The sequence below is a fragment of the Rhodococcus sp. WS3 genome, from assembly GCF_003797085.1.
Taxonomy (GTDB): Bacteria; Actinomycetota; Actinomycetes; order Mycobacteriales; family Mycobacteriaceae; genus Rhodococcus_F; species Rhodococcus_F globerula.
Genome location: NZ_RKMA01000001.1, coordinates 1229103 through 1253416, shown reverse-complemented (window position 1 = coordinate 1253416; position 24314 = coordinate 1229103). Strand labels below are relative to the sequence as shown.

Genomic DNA, 24314 nt, shown 5'->3' with positions numbered 1-24314 from the left:
CCGGTCATCAGGATCAGTCGAGTGATTGCCTGCTGCAAGGCAATACGGTCAGGTCTGACATGTCAGTCGACTAGCGATGAAAATGGTGGAACGATGAAGTGGTCGTTGGCGGGCGCGATGATCGACGCTCTGGAACTGTGCGAGTTGGCCCAGGTTACGGAAGAGGCGGGCTTCGACGGTATCGCAATGCCGGATTCCGTGTTCTATCCGGAGCAGGTGTCGGCGCCATATCCGTACACCGCTGACGGCAAGCGGATGTGGGCCCCCGAGACACCGATGCCCGATCCTTTCATAGCGATGACGGCAATGGCTGCGGTGACGTCTCGAATTCAGTTTTACACCAATGTATTCAAGCTTCCGCTCCGTGATCCGTTGTTGACGGCCAAGCAGGTTTCGACCATGGCGGTGATGTCGGGAAACCGCATCGCGATCGGCGTCGGGTTGTCGTGGATTCCTGAGGAGTTCACCTTCACCGGGACCGAGATGCGTACCCGTGGCGCGCGGACCGACGAAGCGATCGAGATCATCAAGGCCGTATGTGCCGGCCGTGGCCCGCAGTGGGTTGAATACCACGGCAAACACTACGATTTCGATGCTCTGATGATCAGTCCGGCTCCGGAGACTCCCGTTCCGATCTACATCGGTGGGCACAGCGAACCGGGATTGCGCCGCGCCGCGAGGCTGGCTGACGGGTGGATGTCGGTGAACACCACCAAAGCTGAATTAGCCTCTGCCATCGACCGTCTGACGAAGTTGCGGGCCGAGTTCGGCCGTGCCGACGTCCCCTTCGAGATCAACGTCTCGCCCACCGACGTACGCGACATCGATGGATACCGCGAACTCGAGGAGTTGGGCGTCACGGAAATCAGAGTGTCGCCGTGGTATCGCTACGGCGTAGACCCCGGAGATCGTCAGGGAAGACTCGACTCGATTCGACAATTTGCCGACGAGGTCATTTCCCAGTACTGATCTTCTCAGTACTGATCTATCAGCGTCTGCATCGCCCGGCCGTAGAGTTTTGCCACCTTGTCCCGATCTGCGGTCGGCGCGATGCTCTCGGTGCTGAGCGCGCTCAGCAACCCCGACACCTGGGCGGAGACGAGCAGTGCCCGGGTGTAGGCGTCGTCGCCCGGTAAACGGGCGGCGAGGTTGGTGGCAAATGTGCTTGTCATTTCCCTCAATCGTCCGCGGATGCGGGGGCTGTCGGATGCGCGTGTCAGCGCCGTGAACACCGACAGCATTCGGGCGTCTGCCTTGCCGAGGAGAAACGATGCGATCTGCTCGCCGAGTGTGTCGAGCGGACCGTCGAACTGGCCCTCGAAGTAATCCTCGACCGGTGTGGTTTCCAGGAACAGTGCTTCCTTGGATCCGAAGTGTCGGATGACCAGTGCCGGATCGACACCGGCAACCTTCGCGATGGCCCGAACGGATGTGCCACCGAACCCGTGCTCGCCGAACAGTTGGAATGCTGCGGCGCGAATCGCCTCGGGCGTCGAGGGATGATCCGGCTCTGGCGTCTGTCCACTGGGTGTCACGCTATCGACCTCTGTGCTCGCTCTCACGCCGACCTCGTTGTCAACGCTGTTGACTCTATCGTGTCAACGGTGTTGACTGTTGAGTCTGTCAACGGTGTTGACAGCTAGATGCGGTTAGCGAAAAGAGTGTGAAATATGACAGATACCGACGTCAGGGTCCCGAGCGAAGCGGCGAAGGCGATTGAGCCACCCACAAACTGGAAGATGGTGGGCGGCGGACTCGCGTTTCCGCTTTTCTTCGTCATCATGTTCTGCCTGTGCTACGTCAGCGCCTTCCACTCGCCGATGCCGAACAACGCGCCGATCGTGGTGGTGGGACCAGCGTCGGTGACCGCGCCCTTGATCGACGGAATCGAAAAAACGTCGGGCGGCAAATTCGACATCGTTGCCACGGATAACGCAGCCGATGCGATCGCTCGGATAGGCAACCGTGACGCCATCGGCGCCATCGAAATCGGTGACACCGTGACCGCGCACATTGCAACCGGTGCCGGTGCCTCCACGGTGTCGGTAGTGACGGGGCTGGCCCATTCCATCGCGGATCAGACGGGGCAGCAGGTGACCTCGGTGGACTCGGCTCCGGTCACCGCGCGTGATTCCTCGACCGTCGGACTGTTCTACTTCCTGATCGTCTGCACCCTCGGTGGTTACCTGACCATGACTGTGCTCAGTCAGGTCGCGCCGAGAATGCGACTGAGAGAGCAATATTCGATTCTCGCCGGCGCGGCAATCCTCACCCCGCTCATCGCCTTCGGAATCACCAGCATCTTCATGCATGCATTTGGCGCGTCGTTCGGTGAGATCCTGCAATTGCTGGGGATTTCGATGGTCTACACCTTCACCGTGGGTGCAGTGTGCATTCTGCTCAACAAACTGCTGGGTCAAGCCGCGATCTTTGCGGTGTTGACGGTACTGGTCTTCATCAACTTCCCGAGTTCGGGCGGCGCTATTCCGGTGTCGTTCCTGCCGGGGTTCTGGCAGCACATTCATTCGTTCTGGCTCGGATCGGCGGCTATGGAGCCCATTCGGTCCGTCATCTACTTCGACGGCAACGGCGCCGGCCAGCACCTGATCGTTCTGGGTGTCTGGTTGGTTGCGGCTCTCGGGTTGACCGGCCTGGTCGCTGCCCGTCAGTCGAAGAAGGCGGCAGCGCAATAAAATTGGTGGGGCCGGGTGCTCCCGGCCCCACCAGATTTCTACTTCAGTCGTACTGCGTCCGTGCCGTCTCCGTCGAGCATCGCCGAACCCAGCAGAGATTCCGGGATTCCGAACCCGTCGATCAAGGTTGCGACATGCGGGCGCAGGGTGCGGCAGCGTTCGTTGATGCCGCGCGTGACGGCCTTCGAGCGCTCGACCGACAGATGCCGGTGCTCCATGAACCAGGCTTTGTCTGCTTCGATGACGGAGAGCGCGTAAAGGTCGCACACCTCGCCGAGAAGATCCTTTGCTGTCTCGTCCTCACATGAATCGATGCCGGCAACAAAGGCTTCCAGGATGACGCGCTCGATGTGCGCCTGCGCGGCTTTCAGCACGTGGTCCTGCACGAAGTTGAAGGCGTCGAACGGATTCTCCTCCCTCTTCTGTGCGGCCTGCAATCTCCGTGCGGCGGTGGAAAGCAGGTACTCTTCGCGGTCCTCGAACATCTTCATCTGAGTGCCGCGATTGAAGAGGCTGCCGTCCTCCTCGTTGTCCTGCCGAGTGTCGACAATCGTCTGCAGGATCTGTTGGGCCGCAGTACGTTTCTTGACCACATCGGAGACCGTCGTAGCGGCGAAACGCATCCAGTCGACCGGGCTCATGCCGCGAACTTCGTCGGCGTAGGAGGTGAGCAGTTCCTTGGCGACCAACTGTGTCAGCACGTGGTTGTCGCCCTCGAAAGTCGTGAAGACGTCGGTGTCCGCTTTCAATGCGGTGAGACGGTTCTCCGCGAGATAGCCTGCGCCGCCGCAGGCTTCGCGTGCCTCCTGAATGGCGCGAGTGGCATGCCACGTGTTGGCGGCCTTGAGTCCGGCGGCGCGACCCTCGAGTTCGCGCTGCTCCTGAGGATCAGGGTTCTCGCTGCTCTGGATGTCATGCATCGCGGCAACAAGTTCGTTCTGTGCGAACTGCAATGCGTACGAGCGGGCGATCAGCGGCAGCAGGCGCTTCTGATGGACGAGGTAGTCCATGATCAGGACTTCATTGTCACTCTTGGGGGCGCTGAATTGCCTGCGCTGCAGGGCGTACCGACCCGCGATGGCCAAGCCGACACGTGCTGCCGCTGCTGCGGAACCGCCAACAGTGACGCGTCCGCGAACCAACGTGCCCACCATCGTGAAGAAGCGGCGGTTCGGGTTGTCGATTGCGGAACTGTACGTGCCGTCCTCGGCAACGTCGGCGTATCGATTGAGCAGGTTGTCGCGAGGGATACGCACGTGATCGAACATGATGCGCCCGTTGTCGACTCCGGGCAGTCCGCCCTTGAAGCCGCAATCCGACGTCGTGACGCCAGGAAGGTCGTTTCCGGCGGCATCGCGGATCGGAACGACGAAGCAGTGCACGCCCTGGCTTTCGCCTCCGGTGATGAGTTGCGCGAACACTGCTGCGACGGTGGCATGTTCAGCGGCCCCGCCGATGTAGTCCTTACGTGAGGACGGAGTGGGGGAGTCGATGACGAATTCGCCGGTGGCCGCGTCGTAGGTCGCGGTGGTCTCGAGTTCCTGGACATCGCTGCCATGACCGGTTTCGGTCATGGCAAAACACCCGAGAAGTTCCAGGTCGATGAGGGGTTTGACGTAAGCCTGGTGGTGTCGTTCGGTGCCGAGGTTCTCGATGGCTCCGCCGAACAGTCCCCACTGGACGCCGGCCTTGACCATGAGAGACAAGTCGGACATTGCGAGCATTTCGATACTGGTGACGGCGCCGCCCGCATCTCCGGTTCCGCCGTGCGCTACCGCGAAACCGTTTGCGGCATAACCGAGATCGGCAAGAACTCGCATCTGTTCGAGGGTCTTGGAGCGGGCGATGGCGAGATTCGGAGTGAAATGCGGAGCAAAACGCTCGTCGGACAGTTCGCCGCGAACTCGCTCCCGCACCTCCCGCCAGCGTCCGTCGAGAGTATTCCTGAGGTGGTCCGCTGTGGTGGCCATGGGATCGACCCTAGCGCGAGGGTGCGACCTGTCAGCAGTTTCCTCAGCAGTTTCCAGCGGCGCCGGCTTCGATTCCTTCTCGGAACAGTTGTTTGTCGGCTTCCGGCATCGCTTGATACGACGGGTCGTTCTCCACGATTTTCAGGAAGTCCGCCGCAGCGTCCGCCGGGGCTCCGCCGCTCTGCGTCTGCTGCGTGACGTAGACCGATACAGCCGAGCAACCACCGAGAAAGGCAGGCTCGGTCCGGGGCACGGCGGGGACCGAACTGACGGACGAATTGGCAGCGGAAGTCACCGTCGTAGCGCTCGGGGCCTCGGTTTCCCCGTCGGAGCTGCAGGATGTGACAAGAATCGCAACTGGAATCAACAGCGTGGTCAGCAGTCGCCTCATAGCCCAAATAGTCCCATAATTGGCCTGTTGGGGCCGGAAAACGCACTTCGGCGCCGTAACTCCTACACCCTGTCGTTGTCAGATTCGACAGAACTGGGACACTGGAGGTCGTGACTGTGTCTTCCGGTGATTTCGACGTGCATGCAACGAACTCGGCTCGGCTCTTCGAGCGTGCCGGCAAGGTTATTCCAGGCGGCGTCAATTCGCCGGTCCGAGCGTTCGGTTCGGTGGGTGGAACACCCCGATTCATCCGTGAGGCGTCCGGCTACACGCTGACCGACGTCGACGACAACAAGTACGTCGATCTCGTGTCGTCCTGGGGGCCGATGATCCTCGGACACGCCCATCCCGCAGTCGTGGAAGCCGTCCGCGAGGCAGCCCTCGGCGGACTGTCCTTCGGTGCTCCCACCGAAGGTGAAATCGCGCTGGCCGAAGAAATCGTTGCCAGGGTCGCCCCCGTCGAGAAGGTTCGCCTCGTCAACTCCGGCACCGAGGCCACCATGAGCGCCGTGCGCCTGGCTCGCGGATTCACCGGTCGCACCAAGATCATCAAGTTCTCCGGCTGCTATCACGGTCACGTCGACGCATTGCTTGCCGACGCCGGATCGGGTCTTGCCACCTTCGGACTGCCCACATCACCCGGTGTGACCGGCGCACAGGCCGAAGACACCATCGTGGTCCGCTACAACGATCTCGACGCCGTAGCCGCGGCGTTCGCAGCCAACCCGGACGCCGTCGCGTGTGTCATCACTGAGGCCGCTGCCGGAAACATGGGGGCCGTCGCGCCGCTGCCCGGTTTCAACGAGGGACTGCGCGCGCTCACCCGCGAGCACGGCGCTCTGCTGATCATGGACGAGGTGATGACGGGATTCCGCGTCAGCGCGTCCGGTTGGTACGGCATCGACAACGTCGCCGGCGACCTCTACACCTTCGGCAAGGTCATGAGCGGCGGTCTTCCGGCCGCGGCATTCGGCGGTCGCGCCGACATCATGGGCCATCTCGCACCGGACGGCCCGGTCTACCAGGCAGGCACCCTCTCCGGTAACCCGGTTGCCGTCGCTGCCGGTCTCGCCAACCTTCGCGCTGCTGACGCCGAGGTGTACGCCAAGCTCGGAAAGAACGCCACCACCCTCGGCACGCTCATGTCCGATGCGCTCACCGCAGAAGGCGTCGTCCACCAGGTGCAGTACGCGGGCACACTGGTCAGCGTGTTCTTCTCCGAAAACACCGTCACGAACTACGACGAGGCGAAGGCCGCGCAGACGTGGCGGTTCCCCGCGTTCTTCCACGAACTGCTCGCTCGCGGTGTGTACGCGCCGCCGAGTGCGTTCGAAGCGTGGTTCGTCTCGGCCGCGCTCGACGATCGGGCATTCTCGATCATCGCCGACGCTCTGCCGCACGCAGCAAAGGCTGCCGCAGCAGCCGTCAAGCCCTGAGACATGCACGATCCCGCTATTCCTTCAGCCCGTACCTACTTCAGCTAGGACTCTCGACTGTGACCGACGTCGACCATCCAGACCACACGTCCACCCGCACGATCGTGCATGTGCTTCGCCATGGTGAAGTGCACAACCCGCGCGGGATCCTGTACGGACGGCTACCGGGATTCCGGTTGTCGGTGGCGGGTGAGGCGCAGGCACGGGCGGTCGCGGCTGTTCTTGCCGATCACGACATCACCCATGTTGTCGCGTCGCCGTTGCAGCGGGCACAGGAAACCGCGACTCCGATCGCCGAGGCTCACGGCGTCGACATCACGACCGACGACAACGTCATCGAAGCCGGCAACGAGTTCGAAGGCCTCAAGGTTGCCGTCGGTGACGGCGCACTCTCGCGCCCGCGGCACTGGTGGAAGTTGCGCGATCCGTTCACTCCGTCATGGGGCGAGCCCTACCTGCAGATTGCGCATCGCATGCTCGCTGCCGTGAATGCCGCTCGCGTTGCTGCCGTCGGACACGAAGCTGTCATCGTCAGCCATCAGTTGCCGGTGTGGACTTTGCGACGGTTCCTGCAGGGCGAGCGCCTGTGGCACGACCCGCGTCACCGCCAGTGCGGCCTGGCGTCGCTCACATCGCTCGTCTACGAAGGCGACACTCTCGTCGACATCATCTACTCCGAGCCGGCAGGCGCATCCGATCCGAGAGTGACTGGAGCATGATTTTCCGCAAGGTCGCAGTAGCAGTCGCCACGGCTGCTGCAGCGATGCTCGTTCTCTCGTCCTGCGCGACCGGCGACGACGCCGTCGCAACGGGCGGCACGTTCGACTTCGTCTCGCCGGGTGGCCAGACGAAGATCTTCTACGATCCGCCGTCCGATCGCGGCACCATCGGAAAGCTCACCGGGCCGGATCTGATGACTGAAGACGCAACTGTCGCCCTCAGCGATTTCGAGGACAAAGTTGTCGTCCTCAATGTCTGGGGCCAGTGGTGTGGCCCGTGCCGCGCCGAAGCCGACGACTTGGAGCAGGTCTACGAGCAGACGCGTGATTCCGGAGTGCAGTTCCTCGGCATCAACGTTCGCGACGACACCAAGAACAAGGCACAGGACTTTGTCGTCGACAACAAGGTCTCGTACCCGTCGATCTACGACCCGTCGATGCGATCGCTGATCGCGCTCGGCAAGGGATACCCGACATCGGTCATCCCGACCACCATCGTCCTCGACCGCCAGCACCGCGTTGCCGCTGTGTTCCTGCAGGAATTGCTTGCCGAGGATCTTCTGCCCGTGGTCGAACGAGTGGCAGCGGAAGAGCCTGCGCAGCAATGACACTCGCAAGTACTGAAACACTCGGCGCCGGCGTCGGTGAAGCATTTCAAAATGCCGCCTCGTCCGGGCCGCTATTTCTTGCACTGGGAGCCTGCCTGCTCGCCGGTCTGGTCTCGTTTGCCTCACCGTGCGTAGTGCCGCTCGTTCCCGGTTACCTGTCCTACCTGGCCGGGGTGGTCGGTGCGGACGCTCCGGCAATCACGGCAGACGAAGCCAGGACGCGAACCATTGCCCGCAGTAGCCGTCTGCGAGTGGCAGGCGCCGCCGGACTTTTCGTGGCCGGCTTCACCGTCGTCTTCGTGCTGGCGACGGCTTCCGTGTTCGGGGTCATCTCCACCCTGCTGATCAACCGCGACGTGCTGATGCGCGTCGGCGGCGTAGTGACTATCGCGATGGGTCTCGTGTTCATCGGCTTGGTGCCCGCGCTGCAGAAAGACGTCCGCTTCGAGCCGCGTCGAGTGTCCTCCCTGGTGGGCGCTCCGCTACTCGGGGGTGTTTTTGCGCTCGGCTGGACGCCCTGCCTTGGCCCGACGCTTGCCGGTGTGATGTCCGTGGCCGCCGGAACCGAAGGTATGACCGCGGCTCGCGGTGTCACGTTGATCGTGGCGTACTGCATCGGGCTCGGCTTGCCGTTCATCATTCTGGCTCTCGGGTCGGCTCGCGCCTTGAACGGTGTCGGTTGGCTGCGCCGCAACGCGCGAACAATTCAGATTTTCGGCGGAATCATGTTGGTGGCGGTGGGTATTGCCCTCGTCACGGGCGCGTGGGACCAGTTCGTCGGCTGGGTTCGTGACGCATTTATCTCGGAGGTGACGCTGCCGATATGACAGCTGACGACAATCACGACAACTCGACTTCGGCATTGCCTCGGCAGTCGACGATCGGCCGAGTCATCGCGCTCGGACGCAACACGTGGCGCGGTCTCACCTCGATGAAGACGGCGCTCGTGCTGCTGTTCCTCCTCGCAATCGCCGCTATTCCAGGCGCGCTGTTGCCACAGCGTTCCCTCAACGAGGGCAAGGTAGCCGAATACATCGCCGCGCGGCCCACCTTGGGTCCGTGGATGGACAAGCTCGAACTGTTCGACGTGTTCAGCAGCTTCTGGTTCACCGCGATCTACGCCCTGCTGTTCATCTCACTCGTCGGCTGCATCCTGCCGCGCTGCGTCGAACACGCAAAGGCTCTGCGTACCCGCCCGGTGGCGGCGCCGCGCAACCTCTCCCGCTTGCCGCACCACACGTCGGCCGTCGTCCCTGGCGAGACGCCCGAACAGTTGGCGGCGCGTCTGTCCAAGGAACTCAAAGGATGGCGCGTCGAAACCCGCACCGACGACGGGCGGTCGAAGCGCGACGGTGAAATCACGATCTCGGCGGAGAAGGGGTACCTCCGTGAATTCGGTAACCTCGTATTCCACCTCTCGCTCGTCGGGCTCCTGATTGCCATCGCCGCCGGAAAGCTGTTCGGCTACGAGGGCAACCGCATCGTGATCGCCAACGACGGACCGGGATTCTGCACGACGTCGCCTGCCGCCTTCGACTCCTTCATCGCCGGACTCGAGCTCGACGGCACCGGGATGACGCCGCTGTGTTTACGGGTCAAGAACTTCCAGGCTGACTACCTCGAAACCGGACAGGCCGAGATGTTCACCTCGGACATCGCGTACCAGTCGGGCGATGACATCGACTCCGACACCTGGCGCGACACGACCATCGCGGTGAACCACCCACTGCGCATTGCCGGTGATCGCGTGTACCTGCAGGGCCACGGTTACGCACCGACCTTCACGGTCACTTTCCCCAACGGGGAGACCCGCACCGAGACTCTGCAGTGGCGACCCGACGATGCCGTCACCTTCCTGAGCAGTGGTGCGATGCGCTTCGACCCGCCAGGCGGCATGTACCCGGATGCCGACGAGCGACGCAAGAATCAGATCGCCATCGAAGGACTGTTCGCGCCGACGGCACTGTTCCACGGAAATCTGCTGTCGTCGAGCTTCCCGGCGATGAACGATCCGGCCGTTGCCATCGACATCTACAAGGGTGACACCGGACTGGACACCGGTAATCCGCAGTCGCTGTTCGAGCTCAACACCGAACTCATCAATCAGGGCCGACTGGTCAAGCAGGAACGTGTCAACCTGATGCCCGGCGAGAGCGCAACATTGGCGGACGGCACGCAGGTACGATTCGACGGCGCCGTCGACTTCGTCAACCTGCAGGTTTCGCACGACCCGGCTCAGCAGTGGGTCCTGGTCTCGGCACTGACGATGATGGCGGGGCTACTGGTTTCGCTGCTGATCAAGCGTCGCAGAATCTGGGCCCGTATCTATCTCGACGACGAACGACGTACGGTAGTAGAGCTCGGCGGACTTGCCCGTACCGACCACGCCGGCTGGGGCGACGAGTTCGATCGTCTCGCAGATCGACTACTAGACAGCCACTCGACTAACTCGGTGACCACACCGCACGTGCAGGAGAATGCCCGATGACAACCAACGAGACTCTCGCTCAGTACAGCGACTGGGCCTTCAAATCAGCCTTCACGGTGCTGGTTCTGGCGTTTGTGCTGCTGATCGTCGAGTACGCGTCGGCTCGCGCCAAATCCGTTCAGGAGAAGGAACTGGTTGCCGCAGGTGGTGGGGACGCCCTCACTCCGGGTCGCGTGACCGAGCAGCCGGTCAAGCCGCTCTCCGAGCGCTTCGGCGGGATGGGCCGCGCAGTCCTGGTTGTCGGCACCGTTCTGATCATCGCGTCGATCGTGCTCCGTGGATTTGCCACCTCGCGATTCCCGCTCGGCAACATGTACGAGTTTGTTGCCATGGCGTGTGCTGCCGCGTTGTTGGTCGGTCACGTTCTGCTGGCCAAGGCAACGTACCGATCGATGTGGGTCTTCCTGCTCGTACCGGTGCTGATTCTGATGTTCCTTGCCGGAACAATCCTCTACGCCGACGCCGCTCCCGTGGTTCCCGCACTGCGGTCATACTGGCTGCCGATTCACGTGACCATCGTGAGCGTCGGATCCGGCATCTTCATGATCGGTGGCATCGCCAGCATCCTGTTCCTGCTGCGCCTCAAGTTCCCGCCCGGTGAAGAAGGTTCTGGCATCGGTGGCCGGATCGCCGAGCGGCTTCCCGACGCACAGACACTCGACCGCCTGGCGTACAAGAGCACCATCATCGCCTTCCCGCTGTTCGGTGCCGGAGTCATCCTGGGTGCTATCTGGGCGGAAGCGGCCTGGGGCCGGTTCTGGGGCTGGGATCCCAAGGAAACGGTGTCCTTCATCGCCTGGGTGATCTACGCCGCGTACCTGCACGCCCGCGCAACATCCGGTTGGCGTGAGACGAAAGCCGCCTGGATCAACATCGCAGGTTTTGTGGCAATGCTCTTCAATCTGTTCATCATCAACATGGTCGTGTCCGGCTTGCATTCCTACGCGGGGCTGACCTGAGTCGATCCGGTACGGTGGGTTGTCGCCGACCGGTCGGGTTTTGTGCCCGCCCAGTGCAGCTGCGGCAGGGTACACGGTAGCCGGGTACCAGCCACGAAACTAGCTACGCGATAGCTGTATGGTCGTGTCTGTATCGGGCTGGGTGATCGACACGGAACAGATTTCGACAGGGGCGGACATGGCTGACAAGAAGGACGACGCGGGAGCGGGGATCTGGGAACCGGTGCGTCCGGCGCCTGCTCCGCATCAGCAGGCCGCACCGAAGCCTGTTCATGCACCGACTCCTGCATCGCCGAAGGATGTCGATCCGGGAATGCGAAGCTTGTTCGTCGCGCCGACGGACAACACAGCGCCGCGCCCCAACGGCCATGACTCCGTACCGATGTACCCGGCGCCGCCGACGCCCCCGCCCGCTACTACTGCCCCGCCCGCTACTACTGCCCCGGCTGCAGCGTCGAATCCGATGCCGGCCCCGAACTCGATGCCTGTCCCAAATGCGACGCCTGCCCCCAACGCGGGGCGTGTGCCTGCTATTCAGTACCCCGGTGGGCCTCCCGGGCCAGCAAATGGACACTTTGCGTCCGGGCCATTCGCGGCCTCACTGCCGCCGCAAACCTATGAACCGTCGCCTGGGGTCGGCCGGACGAATGGTGCAGGCAATCCGGGTGCGGTGAATCCTGTTGCGGCGCAACAAGCTCCGGCGCCCCGACCGCAGTTTCCGGCTGCGCCCGCACCTTTGGGGCAGATGCCGCCTGCTGCTCGGGTTCCTGTTTCGCCACCCGTGCCCAACCCTCAGATGCCCAACCCGCAGATGCACGTCCCGCGTCCGCCTGCTGCGGGGCCGGCGTCGATCGTGGGAACGCAGCCCGCGCCCGGTCGGCCGGAATCATCGCTGCCGATGTCGGCGCAAGATCTCTCCAACGCGCTGTTGCTCAAGCCTGTGAAGCCCGCTCCGGTCGGCGGGTGGCGCAAGGCGGTGTACACGTTGTCGGGACGGAGTCTCAACCTCGGTAACGGCGCCAAAGATCAGCAGATGCTCGAGTTGACTCACAAGATCAATCAGCCCATGCAGGGCTGCTACAAAGTTGCGGTACTCAGCCTCAAAGGCGGAGTTGGGAAGACAACGACAACAGCGACTCTCGGCTCGACGTTTGCATCCGTGCGCGGTGATCGCGTCATCGCAATCGACGCGAATCCGGATCGTGGAACGCTCAGTCAGAAAGTTCCTCTCGAAACCCCGGCCACAGTCCGTAACCTTCTGCGTGACGAAGCGACCATCGAGAAGTACAGCGACGTTCGTGGTTACACGTCACAGAGTCGGCACCGTCTGGAAGTGCTTGCCTCCGACAGTGATCCGGCGGTTTCCGAAGCATTCAGCGGGGAGGACTACACCCGCACCGTCACCATGCTCGAAAAGTTCTACAGCATTGTTCTCACCGATTGCGGAACCGGATTGATGCACTCGGCAATGACAGCGGTTCTCGAGCAGGCAGACTCGTTGATCGTCGTCAGTTCCGGTTCGGTCGACGGCGCTCGTAGTGCCTCAGCCACCTTGGACTGGCTCGACGCACATGGACACAGCGCGCTGGTCTCCAACGCCGTCGCCGTCATCAATGCGGTACGGCCTGGTTCGGGAAAGGTTGATCTACCCCGGGTAGTCGAGCATTTCGAACAGCGGTGCCGCACCGTTCGGCTGATTCCGTTCGATCCGCACCTCGAAGAAGGCGCCGAGGTTGACCTCGATCGACTTCGGTCCGGGACCCGTGACGCTCTCTTCGAGCTTGCTGCCGCGGTTGCCGACGACTTCCCGCGTTCGCACTACGGACGTCCGCTGCAGCGCTGAAACTTGCACAGGGCGACCGCCCTACTGCTGTAGGGGCGATCGCCCTGGCGTGGGACCTACAGTGACGAATAGGACCTACTGCGACGAATAGGGCCTACTGCGACGAATCAGTCGGAGCGCCGTCCTGGCCTCCCTGCTGCTTGCGTCGAGTTTGCTGATTTACGTTCCACAGGAACTCGGGATCGTCGTCAGGTCCCTTCACGCCGCCACCCGAGGCTCGGGAAGTGGGGGACGGTCCGAATGCTTTCCACATCAGGACGACCAATGTCACCAAACCTACTAACGCCAACAGATACAGCACGGCGCACCTCCTTCAAGTACAAGGAAGAGCCTACTCAGTCTCGGGTCTGGATCACCAGAATCCCTGGGACGTGGGTGCGGCTTGGTGCGCCGTGCTGTATTCGGGTAGAGCATTTGGGTAGAGCGCGAGCTCCGGTATTCAGTTGGCTTCGGTGGTCAGCGAGCGCAGAAGCTGCATGACCTCGGTCTCGCGGAAGCGACGGTGTCCGCCCGGAGTGCGAAGTGATCCGAGTCGGCCGGCGTGCGCCCAGCGGGTCACGGTCTTGGGATCTACGTGAAACAGAGCCGCGACCTGGCCGGGTGTCATGAGTGCGTCTGCGGCTACGTTGTATGTTGGTGCGCTCATCTGATGTTCCTCCGTCTTGGCGTCGAACATGTGTTTCGAAACAGTAGCTCAAAACCTACGCCGAGTTTGTTTCGGCGGCCCCTGTGCACGTTCGACCTTTTTTTGGATTGGTAGCGCAATGTTTGCACAGAGTTGCCCAGTTAGTCGATCCTTAATATTTAGGTAAAGAAAAAGTAAAGGACAAACCGGATAAAGCGGGCCGATTATTTTAGTCGCCCGGAGTAGGTAACCTTGCAGTGTGAGTAAGTTGCCTGAACGTCCGGAAAACCAGCCTTCTACGCCCGACCTGGCCAAGTCGGAGCCCGTTAACTCTGGGCAAGCAACTGCCTCTGGTGGGGTTGTCACGAAGGGGCAATTGGCGAGAGATGTCGTGCTGTACTCGGTTGCCCGACTCGTGCTGGTAGTCGTAATCGGTGCCGTCATCATGTTCGGTGGAAAGGCTGTCGGTGCAGAGGTTCCCCTGCTCGTAGCTGCCTTGTTTGCCGTGTTGATCGCGCTTCCGCTCTCGCTTCTGCTGTTTGCCAAGTTGCGTAAGCGCGTCAATGTCGGCATTGCCGCAGTTGACGCTCAGCGTCGCGAAGATCGCGACGATTTGCGCGCCAAACTGCGTGGTGACCAGCGGTGACGTCGGAGGTGGTCGACGTCTCGCGCCGTAGTGCGAGAGGTTGGGTCGACAACGCGGTCCGACTGATCGAAGCCGACGCTCAGCGCAGCGCCGACACCCACCTCCTCCGGTACCCGCTACCGAACGACTGGCCCGTCCAGCTCTATCTCAAAGACGAGTCGACGCACATCACCGGCAGCCTCAAGCATCGTCTCGCGCGCTCGTTGTTCCTGTATTCCATCTGCAACGGTTGGGTTACCGAACACACGCCCGTTATCGAGGCTTCGTCCGGATCGACGGCCGTCAGTGAGGCGTACTTCGCGAAGTTGCTGGGGCTCGAATTCGTGGCTGTGATGCCCGCTCACACCAGTCCCGCGAAGATCGCCCTGATCGAAGCGCACGGCGGACGTTGCCACTTCGTCACCGACCCGTCGTCGATCTACTCCGAATCCCAGCGGCTCGCGCGCGAGTCGGGTGGGCACTACATGGATCAGTTCACTCATGCCGAGCGCGCAACGGACTGGCGTGGAAACAACAACATCGCCGCGTCGATCTTCACTCAGCTCGAACGTGAGGAAAACCCGGTCCCGGAGTGGGTTGTCGTCGGCGCAGGCACCGGTGGAACGGGCGCGACCATCGGCCGCTTCCTGCGCTACGGCAAATTCGACACCGGGCTGTGTGTCGTCGATCCCGAACACTCGGTGTTCTTCGACGCCTGGCGGGCCGGTGATCCGTCCATAGTCGGTACTCGCGGCTCGCGAATCGAAGGCATCGGTCGACCTCGCGTCGAGCCTTCGTTTGTCGGTCAGGTCGTCGATCGGATGATCAAGGTGCCCGACGCCGGCTCCATTGCTGCCGCACGCCACGCCAGTGACGCGTTGGGGCGCAAGGTCGGTGGTTCCACCGGAACAAATCTGTGGGGCTCCTTTGCCTTGATTGCGGAGATGATGGCGGCAGGACGAAGCGGCAGCGTCGTCACGCTGCTCTGTGACGGTGGAGAACGCTATTCGGGGACGTACTACAACGATGATTGGGTTGCGTCCGAGGGTATTTCACTCGAGACGCCGACAGCGGTTCTGGACGAGTTCATCCGATCCGGGGCGTGGACGGCCGGCGCCTGAGCGTTGGACGGCTCATCGTGATCCTGGGCCATGAATCGAGTCCGGCCGCTTGCTCGTGCGTGCGGATCCGGATGAGATCCGGGGACATCGTGCTCTCGGGTATGCGCTCGAATCCGAGTCGCTCGTAGTAGGGCGCGTTCCAGGGGACGTCGGCAAACGTAGTCAGGGTCACCACGTGATGATGGTGTGCTCCAGCCCAGTCGGCGATGGAGTCGATCAACTGCGCGCCGAAGCCTTTGCGTGAGTGCAGGGGGTGCACTGATACCTGCTCGATATGAACCCCGACGTCGATGATGTCGACAAGGGCGTATCCGAGAATTGTGTTCGCGGCATCGGTCATCACCCAGATGTGATCGGCTTCGAGGTACTTCGTGAGTTCGTCGAGAGTCGGGGGCGGATCGTCGGCAATGGCGTCCATTCCAACGTCTCGGAAGGGCTCACCCGCGGCTGTTTCGATCAGTTGCAGTGCAGGTAGGTCATCGGGGACAGCCAAGCGAATCACAGAATCCGTTGTACCTCGAGTGTCGAATTTCGCCCAACCGAGTCGCCCGGAATCCCAAACCTACGCAACCAAAGGTGCGCCGTAGTCTTGCCGATCGGCAGCCGAGAAACTCAGGCCCGAGGTCCGCATCGCTTCTCTGCGAGAAGAATGTTCGGCCGCCGAAGTCTGGTTCATGACGAAGGTCCTTAACACTGCGAATAACGTTTATTTCGCAGGTAGGTCTGACGTACAACAGGCGATGACCACCGAATACATTTCGCAGCACCTCGACAACCTTCGACTTCATAATTCGAGTCCGACGACGATTCGGCATCGCCTGGATAACCTCCAACGCATCCAGGCGAAGCTGGGCAAGCCGCTCGTTGAAGCGACCACCGATGATCTTGTCGCATGGCAGACAGCCCTCCGCATCTCGCCTTCGAGCATCGCCACCTACACGGCGCATATCCGAGCGTTTTACCGTTGGGCACTGCTGAACGGGTTGATCCAGATTGACCCGACGATCCATCTCGTGACTCCGAAGCTGAAGCGTCGCATGCCGCGACCGATCCCCGAAAGGGATCTGTCCGCGGCCTTGACCACGGCGCGCTATGACCATCAACTCTTCTGCGCGTTCTTGCTTGCCGGTTACTGCGGCCTTCGGTGTGGCGAGATCACGCGGGTCTCGCGCAGCGATGTGCGCGAAGACGAGAACGGCAAGGGTGCTTATCTCGTGGTCCACGGCAAAGGCGGACATGAGCGCATCATTCGTATCGCGCCCGACATCTACGCCGAAGTGCGCCTACTCATGCACCGCACAGGATTCTTGTTCGTCTCAAAGAATGGTCGGGCCTACACGCCAAATCGACTGACCCAGATCACATCTGCGCACCTGAAGGCGATCGGATTGCCGTACACGCTCCATACGCTTCGGCATCGTTTCGCCACACGTCTGGCTGACCTCGGCGCCGATGTGCGAGATGTACAGGCTGCGCTCGGTCATGCGCACCTGTCGACAACGACGTTGTATCTCGCATCGAATTCTCGACGGTCCACGACGTCTGTCGACAAGCTTGGGCGAGGATTCGCAGCGATGGCCAAGCGGCAATCAGCTGCGCGGCGCAGCCAAACGTGACGAGGTCCGATGAGGTCGCAATTTAGTTGATACGTCCCCACTCTCACTCTGAGGGTGGGGACGCCCTGAATGAAGCAAGCAAAAGGCTCGTCGAGAGTTCGTACCTCCCGACGAGCCGGTGTCCGACTATTGAGGAGTCGAACGTGATCCAGCTTATCCCCACGCGCCCACAAGGCGGTATACGTCGCGGACCGCGACTGGCAGACAACTTCACCATTCTCAGCAATGACGTGCTGAACGACCGACGTCTGTCATTCCGTGCCCGCGGAGTTCTGATCTACCTGCTGTCCAAGCCTGTCGACTGGCGCACGCGCTCGGAATCCATAGCAGCACAGTCCGACAAGGACGGCCGCGACGCAATCCGCTCGGCAATGCGTGAGCTTGCCGACCTCGGCTATCTAGTCCGGACGAAGATGCAGGATCCCGAGACCGGTCACTGGTCCACGACGTCGACCGTCTACGAAGAGCCCGTCGGCCTGGTCGACGAGTCCGTTTCGCCGAAGCCTGATTCTCCGCTCACCGGTGACGCGCCAGTCGGAAAGCCAGTCGCTTTACCAAGGATTGATCTCCAAAGGACTGAGACCAACCAACCGTCACGCAAGGCGAAAGCGAAACCGGTGGTGGTGGATTCTCCGAAGATCCAAAAGCCGACCACCGAGCAGCTGGCACGTGTCGATGAGCTGGCCGCAGCAAGCCAGAAGGCTGGCTTGACGGCGACCTGGCGCTACTTGAAGCCGCGCAACGTCGCAGCGATCAGCAGCCTCGTTGAAGCTCATGGCGTCCCTGCGCTGGTTGCACATGCCAAGGCACTCCACAACTCGATCAACCCGACCCGCTACGCGTCAGGCTGGATCCCGATGTGGGACGAGATGCCGCGCAGCGTTGTTGCATTGTCGTGGACGTCCTGCGGCCACTGCGGACCGACTGGCTGGCTCAATGACGATCCGTCCCTCGGTCGCTGCCAGTGCTGGACCCGCACGCACGGAGTCACACGATGAACATGAAGGTCACCCGATTCGACGCAGCCCTGACGTATGCGCTCGCCGCGCTCGGGCTGTGGATCAGCTACACCGCGCTCGCCGATCTTGCGTCGCGCGCCGGACTTGGAACGTGGCAGGCGCACGCTTGGCCCCTCGTCGTCGACGGACTGATTCTCGCTGCGACGCGCGCCGTCGTCACCTTCGGCGGACATGACGCGCGCCGGTACGCATGGATGCTTCTCGGGTGCGCCGCCGCCGCGAGCATCGCAGGCAATATGGCGCACGCGCTGCTGCCGGCCGGACCGGTTCATCCCGCTATTGCCGCAGTCGTCGCAGTGGTGCCACCCGTTGCAGCGCTCGCGATGACGCACCTCGCGGTCGTCCGTGCCAGGGTGCGTCAGGACGTGGAGCACCCTGCGTCACCGCAGGTAGAGGCTGCGTCACCTGTTGAGCCGCAAGTGCCGGAGGTCTGCGACGCCTTGGACGACGATGCGCCAAAGCCCCACCTTGTCTCGGTCTCTGCGCCCGCCGATGCGTTCACTGATGCACGCGCTCTCGCACAGGATCTGCTCGAGACGCAGTCGACGCTCAGCAATCGGGAGATAGCGCGACGGTCGGGAGTCAGTGCGTCAACGGTCGGACGCATGCGAACCGCGCGAGCTGCAGATGCCGCATAATCCGACCGAACTGCATGTTGTTGATGGGGCTCTGGTATGCCTATGTCTGAGCTTGCGAGCAATGCGCGAGTAAAGAGACGTCGAGGAATACGAACATGACCCAGCCGCCACAGGATCCGAAGCAGCCGTTTGGGCAGCAGCCCCAGCAGCCCTACGGACAGCAGCCTTACGGCCAGCAGCCGCAGCAACCCTATGGACAGCAGCCCGGACAGTTTGGCCCGCCGCCCGGTGGATATCAGCCGACTCAGCAGCCAGCGCCCATTCAGAAGAAGCCGAAGAAATGGCCGTGGATTGTCGGTGGCGTGGTCGTCATCCTCGTCATTGCCGGAATGGTTGGCGGCGGCGACAAAGAGGCCGACGAGAAGACCGCGACTGTCGCGACGTCAACGGTTGCCATCGCCCCGGTGGCACCTCAGGTGACGACCAAAGCGGCAGCCACCACGGTTGAGCCAGTAGTCGCCGCAGAGGTGACGCTTCCCGACGTCTCAGGTCAGAACGGCGCCATCGTTCAGGACAAGCTGGAGAAGCTCGGACTCACGAACGTCAGACTCGCCTCGGCCGATGCGAACGACACAGTGGTGATCATGGTCGCCAACTGGACTGCAGTCAGTATTGAGCCCGCGCCGGGCACCATCATGGCGGGCGACGACCTCGTTGTTGTCACCATGACAAAGAAGTAGACGGCAGACGCGCCACGAAGGCCTCACCTTTCGGTGAGGCCTTCGCTGTTTAGTTCCTACGCGGCGCCGCCAAGAAATGCCGCCAGCGCATAGTTCCCATGGCGGTCGAGGTTGCCGCGCGCCCGGTCGTACCGCTGCGTCATCCGAGGATCGGAATGCCGCGCCATGATCTGTACGTCGCGGAGCGGGATGCCGGCGTCGAGCGCCGCTGTCACCATGCCGTGCCTGAGCAGGTGAGGGGAAATGGCCTTCGCAATCCCGGTGTGCTTTGCGAGCCGCTTCACTACTCGATCGGCTGACCGGCGCGTCATCCGCGTACCGTCCGCTCGCAACACGAGGGGGCCTGTTGTGCGACCCGCAGCTGCGGCATCCATCGCCCTCGCGACAGGAACCGGGAGTGGAACGATGGCGGGCTTCCCACCCTTGCCGATCATCCGCAGTACTCGGTGGTCGCGCTCGTAATGCTGGAAGTCCTCGACGTTGACGTTGCATGCTTCGGTGACCCGAAGGCCGAGAAGGGCCAGCATCGTAATTAACGCGCCTTCAGATGGTTTCGACGCGCGAGCGTGGGCGATAAGCGCGGACATCTCAGTGCGCGAGAGTCCGACCATCCGACTCTCGTCGTGGTAGACCTTCGGCATCTTCACATATTCGGCCGGATTGCGATCGATGTGTCCATCGACGTGCACGATCCGGTAGAACATTCTCAGGCAAGACATCCGGCGATGCACGGTCGAGGGCGCATTGCCGCGCTCGATCTCCAGATGCCTGGCGAACAGCTCGAGGTGGGGTCGCTGCACCTGCATCGGGTCCAGGCCGACACCGCGACACCACTGCCGATAGAGGCGAATGTCGGTCGAGTACGAGTCGAGAGTGCCGCCGGAATAGCGGGCAAGGAATCCGGCGACGATCAGATCCATTTGATCGAACCGCGCCGGAGAGGTGGCAACTGGCTTGGAAATAGGCAGACGGGTAGCGTCATACATCGGTCATCACTCCAGGATTGGTGGTGTGGTGGCAAGGCCCTCGTCGAGTGTTAGCGCACTCGCGGGGGCCGTTCTCGATTGAGGGGCCGCGACCGATAGTACACACGAAACCTCAATCTCTTTGTCAGAGTAGAGATTTCTATCTTCGATCCACGCTAAGCGTGGTTCGCCCACCGATCTGTTTGCGGCATGGCGCCGGCGCATGGCGGCGTCCGCACAGTCTCGTCACAGGCCTTGCAGTAGTGCGTTCGATGTCCACCGTTCTCCGCCGCCTCGCAGCCGCAGACTTCCCATCCGACCAGGCATGAGTTGGCCGTGAAGGCGTGCCCGTTGGGACACTCCCTTGGGGATCGTTCGACAGTCGACACACTGAAATATTCGCACACTCGTTCGAGGTTTGCTATGGTCGGTCGCGTTGGGCGGGAGACGAGGGAAGCCGTCACAGAGCGCGCAACGTACAACTGAATAGTTCGATGGCCACCTGCGCTTAACCATTCCGGCGAGCGCAGGTGGCCATCGGCATTTCAACGCACAAAATGCCCCGCCCCGAGGTTCGGAGGCGGGGCATAGTGAGCAACTTCAGAAGCAGCACCAGGTGATACGCATAGGCAATTTTCAAGAGACCGGTGCAGCCGTCCTGCGCGCAATCCGATTTCCCCGTGTAGCGTCCGCATATGCCCAGTTATCAGATTCTGGCTGGGTCCGATAACGAGGTCCTAGCAAGCGGAGAGTTCAACGATGACCGCGACGCCATTGCATGGGCTCGAGAGACTACGAATTCTGATCCACCTCGACTTTTGAGATCCGTTTTGGAGAGGCAGGTCGCTGATGGGACATGGACATTTGCTGCGCGAGTAGGCCGCGTGTATGGAATGTAATCCCATGGCCAGGCGAATGCGACAAGCTGACGCCAGCAAAATCACAGCTATAAACGACTGATAGTTCCGAACAATCCGGTCAGCGCGCAATGCTTACCCGTAGCAAGTTGTTCCCACACGGGTTACGGTTATCATGCGAGGCCAGACATGAGGGGTCCAGCCCAGCACGGATAGCGGGTCCCCACGTTGTGTGCTCAACGCGGACGACAACGAACCCCCAACCTCATCGCGAGGTTGGGGGTTCGTGACTACCGGTACGTAAGTGGCGAGCCTGAATTACTGCCGGTACTTTTATCGCGCACCTAGTTCGAGGACTCAAAAGATAGTTCTACTGAAGGGTGCCAGGCCCCGCCGGCAGCGACTCCCATCCCAGTCGGCGGGGCTTGCATAACTTGTATCCCATTTCCGGCCTGCCCACAATCCGCCATCCCACAATGAGTTTTGAGTAACCTTCGAAGCAGTGCAGAGGCAATCCGCATGTCACCAAGTGGCGTATCAGAGCCCGCTACAGCTCGTCTTCGAGTCCCGCATACTTCAGTGCGGCATACGCGGCGTCGAGCCTGACCTGATACTCGTCGACCGCTTCACGCTTGGAAGCGCGTTCAGCCTTCTGTTCCTCTGACGGCCATCCACCGTCGCGGCCCCACTTCTGGATCGTGGCCGTGGACATCCCGGTCAGTGCGGCCATCTCCCGAATCGACCCGCCCGCGAGAAGGCCGGCCACGACAGCGGACCGCAGCTCGAGGTCCGCATCCTTCGCTGCCGACATCGCCGCGAGGACACGCTTACGTTCAGGGTCCGGGATCACGCCACGTTTCTGAGGAGTCACCCACGAAGGCTAAACGGTGTCGTACGTCTGCGTGAAGATGTCCGGCTTGCACGGATAGAACTCGCCCTGAACACCGCGAATGACCCAGTCGTTCGGGCTTGCAGTGATCGGGCCTTCGAGAGTGTTGATGTAGATCTTCTCGTCGTACTGCGTGTTGAAACGGCTGCCGGAGACGGCGATGCGATCGTGAGCGGCATTGCCACCTTGGGTGACGATCCATTCGACAATCGGCGTCGCACCTTCAGCGGTACCGTCCCACTGCATCGCCTGAATCTCGACGGGCTTCTTGCGGAAGGTCTGGGCAGTCATCTCATTTTCCATCCTTGAAGTGTATCGGTTGGTGCTACGCATGAGCGTCTGATGCGTATCAGTTACTGCCACATAATGAGCAATTCCGTGCGGCACAACTGGGCGATACGAGTACGTAATTTCGTATCAATCGAGATCGATTAGCTTTTTCGACGCAATTTTGGCTGCCCAGATCACGTTCCGACCGCACGGTCTGGTACCTATTGCTCATGAAGATGACAATCTTGGCGCTCGGCGTTTGCTCCTTGCTCCTCGCAGGATGTTCCAGTGAAGCGGAGAGCGAGATTAGTGCTGATGTCAGCGCTAGCGCATCTGTCGAAGTGGTGGCCGTCGCACCGACAACCACAGTGAGCGCATCTGCGACAGCCTGGGAGGCATACGGAGATGAACTGACTGCACTCACTGGGATCGATTGCACGTCATCATTTGGATTGAATGTCTCCGAAAAATGCGCTGACGCACTTATTGATCAGGCGGCCCTCAGTATCAAGGTTGTGAAGAAACTGAACGCGCAGCCATCCTCGCCCGAGGTCGTGAACGCGATTGATATCGGCGCATACGTAGCTAAGTACTGGGACGAGTATCTCGATAGGAAGTGCGACGCGGTGACACTATCTAACGTGGACCTCCTCAGCTGCCCGGTGAAAGCGAGACAAATCAACGACATGTTCGACACGCTCTCCGAGGTGGTGCAGGAGATCGGATAGTCCGTGAGTGATATTTCAGTACTTAAATTTCACTAGAGCGCGGCGAACGGCAATGCCCCCAACCTTTCACGAGGATGGGGGCTTATTGCTGTTGTCGTCATCGTTCGGAGTGGGCTTGCCCACCGCTCGTGACCAATTCTGGGCGGGTGAATTCAGGGGTGAACCTCCCATCGTGGCAGGACTAACGTCCCCATTCCCGACAACCCCATGGCACACTTCCAGTTATGTGGTGGATTGTCGCAATTGTCGCCGTCTGGATCGTCGTGGGCACATTAGCTGCCTTCTGGATCGGACGTGCAATCAGCCACACCGACCTCGAAGAATCAGCCGCCGAACTGCGACGTGCGGAAAGGCATATGACGCAGCCGAATCGTTGCCATGAGTAGTACCCGGTCAGGCAGACAGACAACCTGGACGATTGTTCCATCCAAGAAAGCGGTAACCTCGTCATCACTGACCGGAGAATCTCTTGTGAGCAATTCCGGGCGGGTCAATCTCGGGCAGACCAAGCATCGACAATCAGTTGCTGTTGATCTGCGATAGTCGTGCCGAGCTCCTCGGCGATCGTACGGACCGATGGAAAAATCGGCGACGGCATCGGATTAGTTGCCCCGCTATCTGACATCCGTATCCAGCCAGTACTGTTCTCATGCGCGAGCGCGAAGGTTGAGGCCTGCAGTCGATCGATATGAGCTCCACCATCCTTGTTTGCGAGAGCAAGAACCAGGTCGCGACGGCTGAACAAGTTCCCGTTGGCGTCCTTGATGACATGTCTTGTCCACCAGTCATCGAACGACACAGTTCGAAGGCTTGGCGCCGACCGGAGCCTTTCCCCAACGCGGGGGAGGAATGCAATGCTGCCATCTAGTCCCAGACCCATTGAGGTCAGTCCAGTAGTGGCGGCGATGTTGTGTGGCTTGATGTCGTGAGCCGTGTCGTTCCATTGAAGGACTGACTTGATTTTCATTTGATAAAGAAGACTGCGACTGTTTTTCGTGTCATGGACAAGTGTGCGAATTACGACCGCGATCCTCTTTGCTTCAGCTTCGAATCCGCCGTCGTAGGTTGCGCACGAATTCTTGAGAAACAGGAACTGCTCGTTGAGATCAGCGAGCAGGTCTCGATCGAGAGGATGTGGGGGCGTCATCTCTTCATCATCGACTGCCGCCAAGTT

At 61.3% G+C, this 24314-nt stretch carries 26 protein-coding genes; 16 read left to right on the top strand and 10 right to left on the bottom strand.

Annotation, left to right across the window (positions count from 1 at the left end):
* The first annotated feature begins 93 nt into the window (after positions 1 to 93).
* On the top strand, positions 94 to 969 hold the full coding sequence (locus tag EEB13_RS05710; protein WP_033235475.1) for a TIGR03619 family F420-dependent LLM class oxidoreductase: 876 nt from the start codon (positions 94 to 96) through the stop codon (positions 967 to 969).
* A 5-nt stretch (positions 970 to 974) separates the two neighbouring features.
* Here EEB13_RS05710 and EEB13_RS05705 read toward each other — a convergent pair whose 3' ends face one another.
* Entirely contained in the window at positions 975 to 1535 is a 561-nt protein-coding gene (locus EEB13_RS05705; RefSeq protein ID WP_033235474.1) for a TetR/AcrR family transcriptional regulator, read from the bottom strand.
* Between the two features lie 135 nt (positions 1536 to 1670).
* Here EEB13_RS05705 and EEB13_RS05700 point away from each other — a divergent pair, with 135 nt between their 5' ends.
* Positions 1671 to 2693 (top strand): ABC transporter permease, encoded by a 1023-nt coding sequence (locus EEB13_RS05700; RefSeq protein ID WP_141484818.1) that lies wholly within the window; start codon positions 1671 to 1673, stop codon positions 2691 to 2693.
* A 38-nt stretch (positions 2694 to 2731) separates the two neighbouring features.
* Here EEB13_RS05700 and EEB13_RS05695 read toward each other — a convergent pair whose 3' ends face one another.
* Positions 2732 to 4663 (bottom strand): acyl-CoA dehydrogenase, encoded by a 1932-nt coding sequence (locus EEB13_RS05695; protein WP_033235472.1) that lies wholly within the window; start codon positions 4661 to 4663, stop codon positions 2732 to 2734.
* A 43-nt stretch (positions 4664 to 4706) separates the two neighbouring features.
* Positions 4707 to 5054: a hypothetical protein gene (locus EEB13_RS05690; RefSeq protein WP_033235471.1), complete on the bottom strand. Its 348-nt coding sequence runs from the start codon at positions 5052 to 5054 to the stop codon at positions 4707 to 4709.
* A 110-nt stretch (positions 5055 to 5164) separates the two neighbouring features.
* Here EEB13_RS05690 and hemL point away from each other — a divergent pair, with 110 nt between their 5' ends.
* The 7 genes from hemL (at position 5165) to EEB13_RS05655 (ending at position 13107) form a co-directional block, all read left to right on the top strand.
* On the top strand, positions 5165 to 6490 hold the full coding sequence (hemL, locus tag EEB13_RS05685) for a glutamate-1-semialdehyde 2,1-aminomutase (RefSeq protein WP_051730613.1): 1326 nt from the start codon (positions 5165 to 5167) through the stop codon (positions 6488 to 6490).
* A 59-nt stretch (positions 6491 to 6549) separates the two neighbouring features.
* Positions 6550 to 7209, top strand: coding sequence for a histidine phosphatase family protein (locus tag EEB13_RS05680; protein WP_033235469.1), 660 nt, complete (start codon positions 6550 to 6552; stop codon positions 7207 to 7209).
* The gene (locus EEB13_RS05675) at positions 7206 to 7817 is read left to right on the top strand and encodes a TlpA disulfide reductase family protein (protein ID WP_033235468.1); all 612 of its coding nucleotides are present in this window, start codon (positions 7206 to 7208) and stop codon (positions 7815 to 7817) included. Before EEB13_RS05680 ends, EEB13_RS05675 begins: the two co-directional genes overlap by 4 nt.
* Positions 7814 to 8644, top strand: coding sequence for a cytochrome c biogenesis CcdA family protein (locus EEB13_RS05670; protein WP_033235467.1), 831 nt, complete (start codon positions 7814 to 7816; stop codon positions 8642 to 8644). The genes EEB13_RS05675 and EEB13_RS05670 overlap by 4 nt, the downstream gene beginning before the upstream one ends.
* Positions 8641 to 10305 carry a cytochrome c biogenesis protein ResB gene (locus tag EEB13_RS05665; protein ID WP_141484817.1) on the top strand — a complete coding sequence of 555 codons (1665 nt, stop codon included), beginning with the start codon at positions 8641 to 8643 and terminating at the stop codon, positions 10303 to 10305. Before EEB13_RS05670 ends, EEB13_RS05665 begins: the two co-directional genes overlap by 4 nt.
* Positions 10302 to 11264: a c-type cytochrome biogenesis protein CcsB gene (ccsB, locus tag EEB13_RS05660; RefSeq protein ID WP_045063821.1), complete on the top strand. Its 963-nt coding sequence runs from the start codon at positions 10302 to 10304 to the stop codon at positions 11262 to 11264. Before EEB13_RS05665 ends, ccsB begins: the two co-directional genes overlap by 4 nt.
* 178 nt (positions 11265 to 11442) lie before the next feature.
* Positions 11443 to 13107 (top strand): MinD/ParA family protein, encoded by a 1665-nt coding sequence (locus tag EEB13_RS05655; protein WP_141484816.1) that lies wholly within the window; start codon positions 11443 to 11445, stop codon positions 13105 to 13107.
* Positions 13108 to 13201: 94 nt separating this feature from the next.
* On the opposite strand, the gene EEB13_RS05650 is transcribed toward EEB13_RS05655, so the two are convergent.
* Together EEB13_RS05650 and EEB13_RS05645 are read right to left on the bottom strand one after the other, a co-directional pair.
* The gene (locus EEB13_RS05650; RefSeq protein WP_033235464.1) at positions 13202 to 13408 is read right to left on the bottom strand and encodes a hypothetical protein; all 207 of its coding nucleotides are present in this window, start codon (positions 13406 to 13408) and stop codon (positions 13202 to 13204) included.
* Between the two features lie 138 nt (positions 13409 to 13546).
* Positions 13547 to 13753, bottom strand: coding sequence for a BldC family transcriptional regulator (locus EEB13_RS05645; RefSeq protein WP_033235774.1), 207 nt, complete (start codon positions 13751 to 13753; stop codon positions 13547 to 13549).
* Positions 13754 to 13991: 238 nt separating this feature from the next.
* Here EEB13_RS05645 and EEB13_RS05640 point away from each other — a divergent pair, with 238 nt between their 5' ends.
* Together EEB13_RS05640 and EEB13_RS05635 are read left to right on the top strand one after the other, a co-directional pair.
* Complete coding sequence (locus EEB13_RS05640) at positions 13992 to 14378, top strand: DUF4229 domain-containing protein (protein ID WP_410055744.1); 387 nt, start codon at positions 13992 to 13994, stop codon at positions 14376 to 14378.
* Positions 14375 to 15478, top strand: a complete 1104-nt coding sequence (locus EEB13_RS05635; protein WP_095886723.1) for a PLP-dependent cysteine synthase family protein — start codon at positions 14375 to 14377, stop codon at positions 15476 to 15478. The genes EEB13_RS05640 and EEB13_RS05635 overlap by 4 nt, the downstream gene beginning before the upstream one ends.
* On the opposite strand, the gene EEB13_RS05630 is transcribed toward EEB13_RS05635, so the two are convergent.
* Positions 15444 to 15980: a GNAT family N-acetyltransferase gene (locus tag EEB13_RS05630; RefSeq protein WP_045063817.1), complete on the bottom strand. Its 537-nt coding sequence runs from the start codon at positions 15978 to 15980 to the stop codon at positions 15444 to 15446. The genes EEB13_RS05635 and EEB13_RS05630 overlap by 35 nt on opposite strands.
* A 238-nt stretch (positions 15981 to 16218) precedes the next feature.
* Between EEB13_RS05630 and EEB13_RS05625 the strand changes: the two genes are divergently transcribed.
* The 4 genes from EEB13_RS05625 (at position 16219) to EEB13_RS05610 (ending at position 19431) form a co-directional block, all read left to right on the top strand.
* Positions 16219 to 17094: a tyrosine-type recombinase/integrase gene (locus tag EEB13_RS05625; RefSeq protein ID WP_187328497.1), complete on the top strand. Its 876-nt coding sequence runs from the start codon at positions 16219 to 16221 to the stop codon at positions 17092 to 17094.
* Positions 17095 to 17237: 143 nt separating this feature from the next.
* A complete protein-coding gene (locus EEB13_RS05620; RefSeq protein ID WP_141484814.1) occupies positions 17238 to 18092 on the top strand; it encodes a replication protein in 855 nt (284 codons plus the stop codon).
* Positions 18089 to 18751: a DUF2637 domain-containing protein gene (locus tag EEB13_RS05615; RefSeq protein ID WP_141484813.1), complete on the top strand. Its 663-nt coding sequence runs from the start codon at positions 18089 to 18091 to the stop codon at positions 18749 to 18751. Before EEB13_RS05620 ends, EEB13_RS05615 begins: the two co-directional genes overlap by 4 nt.
* 95 nt (positions 18752 to 18846) lie before the next feature.
* Positions 18847 to 19431: a hypothetical protein gene (locus EEB13_RS05610; RefSeq protein WP_141484812.1), complete on the top strand. Its 585-nt coding sequence runs from the start codon at positions 18847 to 18849 to the stop codon at positions 19429 to 19431.
* A gap of 56 nt (positions 19432 to 19487) precedes the next feature.
* Here EEB13_RS05610 and EEB13_RS05605 read toward each other — a convergent pair whose 3' ends face one another.
* The 3 genes from EEB13_RS05605 to EEB13_RS05595 all read right to left on the bottom strand — a co-directional run bounded on the left by EEB13_RS05605 (position 19488) and on the right by EEB13_RS05595 (position 22433).
* Positions 19488 to 20417, bottom strand: a complete 930-nt coding sequence (locus EEB13_RS05605) for a tyrosine-type recombinase/integrase (RefSeq protein ID WP_141484811.1) — start codon at positions 20415 to 20417, stop codon at positions 19488 to 19490.
* A 1383-nt stretch (positions 20418 to 21800) separates the two neighbouring features.
* Positions 21801 to 22124, bottom strand: a complete 324-nt coding sequence (locus EEB13_RS05600) for a hypothetical protein (RefSeq protein ID WP_141484810.1) — start codon at positions 22122 to 22124, stop codon at positions 21801 to 21803.
* 9 nt (positions 22125 to 22133) lie between these two features.
* Positions 22134 to 22433 (bottom strand): hypothetical protein, encoded by a 300-nt coding sequence (locus EEB13_RS05595; RefSeq protein ID WP_141484809.1) that lies wholly within the window; start codon positions 22431 to 22433, stop codon positions 22134 to 22136.
* A gap of 209 nt (positions 22434 to 22642) precedes the next feature.
* Here EEB13_RS05595 and EEB13_RS05590 point away from each other — a divergent pair, with 209 nt between their 5' ends.
* A complete protein-coding gene (locus EEB13_RS05590; RefSeq protein ID WP_141484808.1) occupies positions 22643 to 23140 on the top strand; it encodes a hypothetical protein in 498 nt (165 codons plus the stop codon).
* A 490-nt stretch (positions 23141 to 23630) separates the two neighbouring features.
* On the opposite strand, the gene EEB13_RS05585 is transcribed toward EEB13_RS05590, so the two are convergent.
* Positions 23631 to 24311: a hypothetical protein gene (locus tag EEB13_RS05585; protein WP_141484807.1), complete on the bottom strand. Its 681-nt coding sequence runs from the start codon at positions 24309 to 24311 to the stop codon at positions 23631 to 23633.
* Between the last annotated feature and the right edge of the window lie 3 nt (positions 24312 to 24314).